Consider the following 8,736-nt stretch of genomic DNA (forward strand, 5'->3'; position numbering starts at 1 on the left):
CGCCCGGGTCCGGGCGCCGCGCCACCGAAACACGCATGACCATCCAGTCCCCTCGACACGCCGGCGGCCCCGCTCTGCCGCGTTGGTTTCTCGCCCTGCGACGCGCCGTCGACTTGGTGACCGGCGGGCTCAACGTGGCCGGCACCTTGCTGATCCTGGCGCTGATGCTGCTGGTCAATGCCGACGTGATCGGGCGCGGTGCCTTTTCCGCGCCGATTTCCGGCGTGCCGGAGATGGTGTCGATGTCGATCGTCGCCATCGTCTTTCTTCAGATCGCCCAGACCTTTCGCAAGGGGCGGCTGACCCGCGCCGAGGCGCTGGTCACCACGCTCAAGGCACATGCGCCGCGTCTGTCGCTGCTGTTGGAACTGGTCTTTGCCCTTGCCGCCGCCGCGCTGGTCTGGGTGTTGTTCTCGGCCTCGCTGCCGCTGTTCGAAAAGGCCTGGATGCGCGGCACCTACGAGGGGACGGTGGGCGATTTCACCGCGCCGATCTGGCCGGTCAAACTGATCATCCTGGTGGGCTGCGCCGCGCTGTTGGTGCAGCTTGTCCTTTCGGCCTGTGAAACCCTGTTGCGGCTGGTGGCCAGAAAGGACCGCGCATGACCCCGTTCGAGATCGGGCTGACCTCATTCGGGGCCATGGTGGCGATGGTCTATCTCGGGTTCTGGGTGCCCTTCGCGCTGATGCTCTCGTCCTACGTCGGCGTCTGGATGATCAAGGGGTCGCCGCTGCTGGCGGGCAAGCTGCTGGCGCTGGCGGCCTCCGAGACCATCTCCAGCTATTTTTTCGGCGTGGTGCCGCTGTTCGTGCTGATGGGCTACCTGGTGTCGGTGACCGGCATGGGGCGGGATGCCTTCGACGTGGCCAACCACCTGTTCCGCCGCTTTTCCGGCGGGTTGGGCATCGGCACGGTCGGCGCCAACGCGATCTTTGCCGCGATCACCGGCATCTCCATCGCCTCAGCCGCCGTCTTTACCCGCATCGCGGTGCCCGAGATGATCCGCCACGGCTATTCGCCGCGCTTTTCGGTCGGCGTGGTGGCGGGATCTTCGGTGCTGGGGATGCTGATACCACCCAGTTTGCTGCTCATTCTGTACGGTCTGCTGACCGAGCAGTCGGTGGGCGACCTGTTCATCGCGGGCGTCATCCCCGGCCTGCTGCTGGCCGTGATCTTCGGTGGCAGCATCTGGCTGACCGCGCGGTTCCGCCCGCAGGCGCTGGGATCGGCGCACGGGGCCGATGACATGCCGGTGCTTAACCGGCGCGAGGTGGCGCGCAAGGGCCTGCCGATCGCGACGCTGATCGGGCTGGTGCTCGGCGGCATCTACGGCGGCTTCTTCACCCCGATCGAGGCCGGCGCGGTCGGCTGCCTTGGCGCCATCGTCATCGGGCTGGCGCGCCGCAGCCTCTCGGCGCGCGATTTCTGGCAGGTGCTCACCGATACCGGGCTGGTGACCGCCGCGATCAGCTTTCTGATCATCGCGGCGCAGATGTATTCGCGGATGCTGGCGCTCTCCGGTGTGCCGCTGGGGTTCGGCGAATTCGTGGCCCATGCCGATATCGGCTTCTGGGGGGTGATCCTGGCCTATGTGGCGCTGGTCATCGTGATGGGGACGATCCTCGACAGTTCCTCGATCATGCTGATCCTCGTGCCCTTGATGCTGCCGGTACTGACCCAGATGGGCGTCGACCTGATCTGGTTCGGCATCGTCACCATCGTCGCCGTCGAGATCGGGTTGCTCACCCCGCCCTTCGGCATCTCCGTCTTCGTGATCAAGTCGGCGCTCGACGATCCCGACATTCCGCTGGGCGAGATCTTTCGCGGGGCCGCCCCCTTTGCGCTGATGATGGGGGCGCTGCTGGCGCTGGTGATGATCTTTCCCTCTCTCGCAACCGTTCTTGTGCACTAGAAAAGGAGGCTGCCCATGGCACGCCGTTTCGTCGATCTCTCCGTTCCCCTCGAAATGGGCATCGTATCGGACCCGCCGATCATGCTGCCGGAAATCGAATACATGACCCATGACCAGACCGCCGAGCAGGTGATGGCCTTTTTCCCCGGGCTTCAACGCGAGGATCTGCCCGGCGGCGAGGGCTGGGCGGTGGAGCGACTGAGCATCGCCACCCACAACGGCACCCACCTGGACGCGCCCTATCACCACCATTCGACGATGAGTAACGGGGAACGCGCGATCACCATCGACGAGGTGCCGCTGGAATGGTGCTTCAACCCCGGGGTCAAGCTGGATTTCCGCCATTTCGAGGATGGCTATGTCGCCACGGCGAGTGACGTCGAGGCCGAACTTAAACGCATCGGCCATGAGCTGAAGCCGCTGGATATTGTCGTGGCCAACACCTCGGCCGGGGACCATTACGGCAAGGACGATTACCTGATGAAGGGCTGCGGCATGGGCCGCGAGGCCACGCTTTACCTGCTGGAACGGGGCGTGCGGGTGACCGGCACCGACGCCTGGTCCTGGGACGCGCCCTTTGCCCTGACGGCACGGGAATATGCCAAAACGCACGATCCATCCATCATATGGGAAGGCCACCGCGCCAGCATGGATATCGGCTATTGCCACATGGAGAAGCTGACCAATCTCGATCAACTGCCCGGCGACGGGTTCGAGATTTCCTGCTTTCCCTACAAGATCAAGGCCGCCAGCGCCGGGTTCACCCGCGCCGTGGCTATTTTCGAGGAGGATTGAGATGAGGCTTGCAACGGTTCTGTGCGACGGGCGCCCCCGCGTGGTGGCGGCGCTGGATGACGAAACCCTGCTGGATCTCGACCGGGCGGCGGAATTCGCGCGCTACGAGACCGGAACATTCTCTGACATGCTCTCGGTGATCGAAGAGGGCGATTATGGGCTGGAGCAGGCCGATCACCTGATGCGGCGGGCGGAAAGCCGGGCGCTGTTGAAGATCGCCGATGTCAGCTTTCTGCCGCCGATCATGCCGGTGCAGTACCGTGACTGTCTGGTGTTCGAGGAACACCTGTTCAACTGCCTGCGCGCCTTCGGCCAGCCCGAGCCGCAACTGCCCCCGGTCTGGTACGAGCAGCCGATCTATTACAAGGGCAACCGGATGTCCTTCATCGGGCACAGGCAGGATGTGATCTGGCCCGGCTATGCCGAACATCTCGACATCGAGCTGGAGATGGCCATCGTGGTGGGCAAAAAGGGCAAGGACATCAGGGTGGAAGAGGCCGGGGATTACATCTTTGGCTATACCATCCTCAACGATGTCTCGGCCCGCGATGCCCAGATGCGGGAGATGCCGGGACAACTCGGCCCGGCGAAGGGCAAGGATTTCGACACCGGCAACATCCTGGGCCCCTATATCCTGACCGCCGACGAGGTGACGCACCCGGTGGCGCTGAATATGGAGGCGCGGGTCAACGGCGTGCGCTGGGGCGGCGGCAACAGCCGCCAGATGCAGCATGATTTCGGCCGCATCCTGCAACATATCTCGTCCTCTGAAACGCTCTACCCGGGCGAGGTGATCGGCTCGGGCACCGTGGGCACCGGTTGCGGGCTGGAACTGGGTAAACGGCTGGCGCCGGGGGACCGGTTCGAGTTGGAGATCGAGGGGATTGGCATCCTGGCCAACCGGATCGTGAAATCATGAGGCCGGTTTGCCGAACGTGGCCGATGACCTTCTCGGAAATCGTTTTCGGCTGACGCCAAGTTCTGCTGGACAGCTGCGCGGCGATCTTCCTTGCTGGGGAAAACGCGCGAGGGGAGGGCGTGATGAGCTACGATTACGTGATCGTCGGCGGGGGATCGGCAGGATCGGTGCTGGCCGCGCGGCTGAGCGAGGATCCGAGCGTCAAGGTTTGCCTGCTTGAGGCCGGCGGCGCGGGCAAGCACATCCTGATCCGCGCGCCTGCCGCCGTGGTGGCGGTGCTTCCGGGGCATGGCAACATCAGCAACTGGGCCTATGAGACCGTGCCGCAGGCCGGGCTCAATGGCCGCAAGGGATATCAGCCGCGCGGCAAGGCGCTGGGCGGATCGAGCGCGATCAACGCCATGCTCTACGTGCGCGGGCACCGCTCGGACTATGACGGCTGGGCCGATCTGGGCTGCGACGGCTGGTCGTGGGACGAGGTACTGCCCTATTTCCGCCGGGCCGAGAACAACGAGCGCGGGGCAGACGGGTTCCACGGTGATGCGGGCCCCCTGCAGGTGTCGGAACAGAACGATCCGCGCCCGATCAGCCATGCCTTCGTCGAGGCGGCCACGCAACTCCAGCATCGCCGCCGCGAGGATTTCAACACCGGCGACAACGAGGGGGTTGGCCTTTACCAGGTGACCCAGTTCCACGACAAGGCGCGGCATGGTGAGCGCTGCTCGGCGGCGGCGGGGTATCTGCATCCGGTGATCGACAGGCCCAACCTGACGGTGATCACCCGCGCGCATGCCACCCGCATCCTGTTCGATGGCAAACGCGCAACCGGGGTGGCGTATCGGCAGGGGCGAGCCGAGAAGGAGGTGCGCGCGACGCGCGAGGTGCTGTTGTGCTGCGGCGCATTCAACTCGCCGCAGTTGCTGCAGCTCTCCGGCGTCGGCAACCCCGACGACCTGTGCCTGCACGGGATCGAGACGGTGCACGATCTGCCCGGCGTGGGCCGGAACCTGCAAGACCACCTCGATTTCATCCTCTCCCACAAGAGCCGCGACACAGACAACTTTGGCATCGGCGCGGCTGCAACGGTGAACCTTATCAAACATATCCTGCGCTGGCGGCGCGACGGCGGCGGCATGGTCGCCACGCCCTTTGCCGAGGGCGCGGGGTTTCTCAAGACCGATCCGGCGCTGGACCGGCCCGACATCCAGCTGCATTTCGTGATTTCCATCGTCGACGATCACGCGCGCAAGCTGCATCTCGGGCATGGTTTCAGCTGCCATGTCTGCGCGCTGCGCCCCTACAGCCGGGGCGCGGTGACACTGGCCAGCGACAATCCGCTGGCCGCCCCTGCCATCGACCCGCGATTCCTCTCCGATCCGCGTGACCTTGAGACCACGATCAAGGGCGCCCGCATGGCGCGCGCCATCCTGCAGGCGCCGGCGTTGGCGCCTTATCGCGACAAGGAGCTTTTCGGGCTGCATAACGGGATGAGCGATGCCACCTGGGAAAGCCATATCCGCGCCCGCGCCGACACGATCTATCACCCGGTCGGAACCTGCAAGATGGGCGGGGACGACATGGCGGTGGTCGATCCCCGGCTGCGGGTGCGCGGGATGCAGGGGCTGCGGGTGGTCGACGCCTCGGTGATGCCGACGCTGATCGGCGGCAACACCAACGCCCCCACCATCATGATCGCGGAAAAGGCCGCCGACATGATCCGGGAGGAGAGCGGAATGGTGGACCGGGTGTCGTGAGCGGCCTTCGCCTCAGCGCAGCGCCGTCGGCAGGTTGTCCGGCGTGAGGTCGGGGATCACCGCCTGCGCGCCGGTGAAATCGTCCCCAGCGGTATAGGCCGAGGGGGTGACGATCACCGGCAGCCCGGCGGCCCGGGCCGAGAGCACGCCGTTGCGGCTGTCCTCCAGCGCGACGGCATCGGCGGGGCGGAGGCCCAACCGCTCCAGCGCCAGCAGGTAGACATCCGGCGCGGGTTTCTTGGCCGCGACCTCGTCGCCCGCCGCGATCACGTCGAACACCCGGTCGGCGGGCTGGGTCCAGCACGCCTGGCACAGAGCCTCGACATTGGGTGTGTTCGTTGTGGTGGCCACCGCCAGGCGCTGGCCTCGTGCGCATGCGGTGGCGACCAGTTCGGCCACGCCGGGGCGCAACGCGAGGCCGCCGCTTGCCAGGATGTCGCCATAGCGCGCGGTCTTGGACCGGTGCAGCGCCGGGATCTCGTCATCGGTCGGCCCGTCGCCCATCGCCGCGCGCCAGACGCGCATGCGCTCCTTGCCGCCGGTGGTGCGCAGCAGATCGGCATAGGTTTCGCGGCTCCAATGCCAGTCAAGCCCGGCCTCGGAAAAGGTCTCGTTGAAGGCGCGGCGATGCGCCTCCTCGGTTTCAGCAAGCGTGCCGTCGACATCGAAGATCAGCGCGGCGGGTCTCATTGACTGGGTCCGGCCATTGCGTCGGTGACGAGACCGGGCAGCGCGTCGTAACGATCGAAGCGGGCCCGATGCGTCAACGCCTCGATCGGCTGCTTGCGATAGCCCTCGGTGAACAGCAGGAAGGGCACGCCGGCGCGCTCGGCGGTTTCGGCGTCCACCTCGCTGTCGCCCACAAAAAGCCCCTCGCGCCCGAGCGCCTCGAAGGCAGCCCGCAGGGGCGCGGGATCGGGTTTCTTCACCGGCAGGGTATCGCCGCCGATCACCACCTCGAAATGCCGGGCAAGATCGAGTTGCGCAAGGATGTCGCGCGCAGGTGCCGCGGGCTTGTTGGTGCAGACGCCCAAAGCGAACCCCTGTGCCTGAAGCTTGGTCAACGCCTTGGTCAGCCCGGGGTAGGGCATGGTGCGCGCGGTGCTTTCGGCATCGTAAAAGGCCAGCGTGCGCGCGGTCAGCTCTGCGTGGCGCTCCATCGGCAGATCGCGGGCGCGCATGGCCCGCTCGACCAGCTTGGGCAGCCCGTTGCCGATGAAGGAGATCACCGTCGGAAGGTCGAGCGGTGTTTGCCCCTCGCTTTCCAGCATCCTGTTGGCGGCGGCGCGGATATCGGGGGCGCTGTCGACCAGCGTGCCGTCGAGGTCAAAGATGATCGCGGTCATGCCGCCCCTTTCCATTTGATCGAGCAGCCCATCGAGGGGATCTGCTCGGCCGGTCCCTGCCCGGTCTCGGTAATCTGTTTCATCGCCTCATAGAGGTCGCGGCGCAGGTCCGGTGCACCGGCCTCCTTGCGCGAGGCGTCGAGCTGGCCGCGATATTGCAATCCCAAATCCGCGTTGAAGCCGAAGAAATCCGGGGTGCAGGCGGCGTCATAGGCGCGCGCGACCGATTGATCCGCGTCGTAGAGATAGGGAAAGGGAAACGCCTGCTCCTCGGCCAGCCTGCGCATGTTGTCGAAACTGTCGGCCGGATAGGCCTCGGTATCGTTGGAGCTGATCGCCACCACGCCGACGCCCATCTGGATAAGCTCGCGGGCGTCGCGCAGGATGCGGTCGCGCACCGCGATCACGTAAGGGCAGTGGTTGCAGATGAACATGATCAACGTGCCCCGGGGCCCCGCCCGATCGGCCAGCGTGTAAACCTGCCCGTCGGTCGCGGGCAGGGCGAAATCCGGGGCTGTCCAGCCGAAATCGCAAACGGGTGGGGTGGCGGCCATTCATTCTCTCCTTTGTGTCAGGCGGTCTCCGGCACGAAGCGGTAACCGTCGCCATCGCGCTCGGCCCGGCCGATGCCGCCATCGGGCAGGTGAAAGCCGATCAGCCGCGTCTGCTCGTGCGCAAGCTGGTCGAGCAGCTTGACGCGGGTCATGGCGGCGGTTTCCTGATCCTGGTCGGAACCGGAGTTCCAGCCCGGCCGGGCAAAGGCCATGTGCGGGTTGCCGATGCAATCGCCCACCACCATCACCGCCTCGGAGCCCGAGCGCAACTCGAACGCCATGTGTCCCGGCGAATGACCATAGGTGGCGCGCGCCGCGACGCCGGGCAGGATCTCGTCGCCGTCGTCGAAGAAGGTGATCGCATCCTCCAGCATCTCCAGCCGCCGCTTGGCGCCGACGGCAAAGGCGGTGCGGCCGCTGTCGATGGTGTCGACGGTTTCGGGGTTGTACCAGTAATCCCACTCGGCGCGGCCCATCATGTGCTCGGCCTCCGCGAACAGCGGATCGTCGAAATCGTCCAGCACGCCCCAGAGGTGGTCGGGGTGGCCGTGGGTAAAGACCACGTGGGTGACGTCATCGGGCGCGACCCCGGCGGCCTCCAGCGCATCGAGCAACTCGCCCGCCGTGGGCTGGAAGGCGCTGCCGGAGCCGGTATCGAACAGCATCACGCGGTCACCGTCGCGCAGCAGCGTCACGTTGCAGGCCGGGGTGAGCGGCGCGGCGGGGTCGATGCCGCGTTCGGCCAGCAGCGGGGCAAGCTCGCCCTGGGGCATCGGACCGAATATGAAATCGGGCGGCAGAACCAGGTGGCCGTCCGACAGGGTTTGCACCTGCATGCTGCCGTAGCTCAGGCTGGTTTCGGCCCAGGCGCGCGCCGTGCCAAGCCCGGTCAACGCCAGCCCCGCGCCCGCGCCCTGCAGGAATGTTCGCCGTTTGATGTCCATGTCGTGCTCCTCCCGTCCATATTCCGGATCAGACATATGGTTGCATTCGCACATGTGAATGACAACGGGCGATAGCGCCCTCAGACGTAGACCCCCTGCGCCGCCTCGCGGATGGCGCGGATGTTCTGGCCGTAGACCTCGGGGGTCTGCACCGAGCCGCCCCTGAACACCGCCGAGCCCGCCACCAGCACGTCGGCGCCGGCATCGGCCACCAGCGGCGCGGTGGTGGGATCGACGCCGCCGTCGACCTGGATATGCACCGGACGGGTGCCGATCATCCGGCGCAGCTGCTTGATCTTCTCGACCTGGGAATGGATGAACTTCTGCCCGCCGAAGCCGGGGTTCACGGTCATCACACAGACCAGATCCACCATGTCGAGCAGGTATTCGACGGCAGAGGCCGGCGTGCCGGGGTTCAGCGCCAGCCCGGCCTTGCAGCCCGCCGCCCGGATCGCCTGCAGGGTGCGGTGGGGGTGCGGTCCGGCCTCGAAATGGGCGGTGATCACATCGGC

The 8,736-nt window shown here is 66.3% G+C and carries 10 protein-coding genes; 5 read left to right on the top strand and 5 right to left on the bottom strand.

Annotation, left to right across the window (positions count from 1 at the left end):
* The 5 genes from P1U75_RS13550 to P1U75_RS13570 form a co-directional block, all read left to right on the top strand.
* On the top strand, positions 1–605 hold a 605-nt coding region (locus P1U75_RS13550; protein ID WP_300244322.1), incomplete at its 5' end, for a TRAP transporter small permease subunit.
* Positions 602–1,912 (top strand): TRAP transporter large permease, encoded by a 1,311-nt coding sequence (locus tag P1U75_RS13555; RefSeq protein ID WP_300244324.1) that lies wholly within the window; start codon positions 602–604, stop codon positions 1,910–1,912. The genes P1U75_RS13550 and P1U75_RS13555, both read left to right, overlap by 4 nt.
* 15 nt (positions 1,913–1,927) lie before the next feature.
* Entirely contained in the window at positions 1,928–2,707 is a 780-nt protein-coding gene (locus tag P1U75_RS13560) for a cyclase family protein (RefSeq protein ID WP_300244327.1), read from the top strand.
* Position 2,708: 1 nt separating this feature from the next.
* Positions 2,709–3,626, top strand: a complete 918-nt coding sequence (locus P1U75_RS13565; RefSeq protein WP_300244329.1) for a fumarylacetoacetate hydrolase family protein — start codon at positions 2,709–2,711, stop codon at positions 3,624–3,626.
* A 122-nt stretch (positions 3,627–3,748) separates the two neighbouring features.
* Positions 3,749–5,380: a choline dehydrogenase gene (locus P1U75_RS13570; protein ID WP_300244331.1), complete on the top strand. Its 1,632-nt coding sequence runs from the start codon at positions 3,749–3,751 to the stop codon at positions 5,378–5,380.
* A gap of 12 nt (positions 5,381–5,392) precedes the next feature.
* Here P1U75_RS13570 and P1U75_RS13575 read toward each other — a convergent pair whose 3' ends face one another.
* The 5 genes from P1U75_RS13575 to P1U75_RS13595 form a co-directional block, all read right to left on the bottom strand.
* Entirely contained in the window at positions 5,393–6,070 is a 678-nt protein-coding gene (locus P1U75_RS13575) for an HAD family hydrolase (RefSeq protein WP_300244333.1), read from the bottom strand.
* Positions 6,067–6,726 carry a phosphoglycolate phosphatase gene (gene gph, locus P1U75_RS13580; protein ID WP_300244335.1) on the bottom strand — a complete coding sequence of 220 codons (660 nt, stop codon included), beginning with the start codon at positions 6,724–6,726 and terminating at the stop codon, positions 6,067–6,069. Before gph ends, P1U75_RS13575 begins: the two co-directional genes overlap by 4 nt.
* A complete protein-coding gene (locus P1U75_RS13585) occupies positions 6,723–7,280 on the bottom strand; it encodes a thioredoxin family protein (protein ID WP_300244338.1) in 558 nt (185 codons plus the stop codon). Before P1U75_RS13585 ends, gph begins: the two co-directional genes overlap by 4 nt.
* A gap of 17 nt (positions 7,281–7,297) precedes the next feature.
* Positions 7,298–8,224, bottom strand: coding sequence for an MBL fold metallo-hydrolase (locus P1U75_RS13590; protein WP_300244340.1), 927 nt, complete (start codon positions 8,222–8,224; stop codon positions 7,298–7,300).
* Between the two features lie 80 nt (positions 8,225–8,304).
* Positions 8,305–8,736, bottom strand: a 432-nt coding sequence (locus P1U75_RS13595; protein WP_300244342.1) for a ribulose-phosphate 3-epimerase, incomplete at its 5' end; no start/stop codon positions are given.

Source organism: Antarcticimicrobium sp. (assembly GCF_029212575.1).
GTDB lineage: Bacteria > Pseudomonadota > Alphaproteobacteria > Rhodobacterales > Rhodobacteraceae > Antarcticimicrobium.

Coding starts and splice junctions, on each gene's coding strand:
- P1U75_RS13555 (WP_300244324.1), top strand. CDS start 602: ATGACCCCGTTCGAGATCGGGCTGACCTCATTCGGGGCCATGGTGGCG.
- P1U75_RS13560 (WP_300244327.1), top strand. CDS start 1,928: ATGGCACGCCGTTTCGTCGATCTCTCCGTTCCCCTCGAAATGGGCATC.
- P1U75_RS13565 (WP_300244329.1), top strand. CDS start 2,709: ATGAGGCTTGCAACGGTTCTGTGCGACGGGCGCCCCCGCGTGGTGGCG.
- P1U75_RS13570 (WP_300244331.1), top strand. CDS start 3,749: ATGAGCTACGATTACGTGATCGTCGGCGGGGGATCGGCAGGATCGGTG.
- P1U75_RS13575 (WP_300244333.1), bottom strand. CDS start 6,070: ATGAGACCCGCCGCGCTGATCTTCGATGTCGACGGCACGCTTGCTGAA.
- gph (WP_300244335.1), bottom strand. CDS start 6,726: ATGACCGCGATCATCTTTGACCTCGACGGCACGCTGGTCGACAGCGCC.
- P1U75_RS13585 (WP_300244338.1), bottom strand. CDS start 7,280: ATGGCCGCCACCCCACCCGTTTGCGATTTCGGCTGGACAGCCCCGGAT.
- P1U75_RS13590 (WP_300244340.1), bottom strand. CDS start 8,224: ATGGACATCAAACGGCGAACATTCCTGCAGGGCGCGGGCGCGGGGCTG.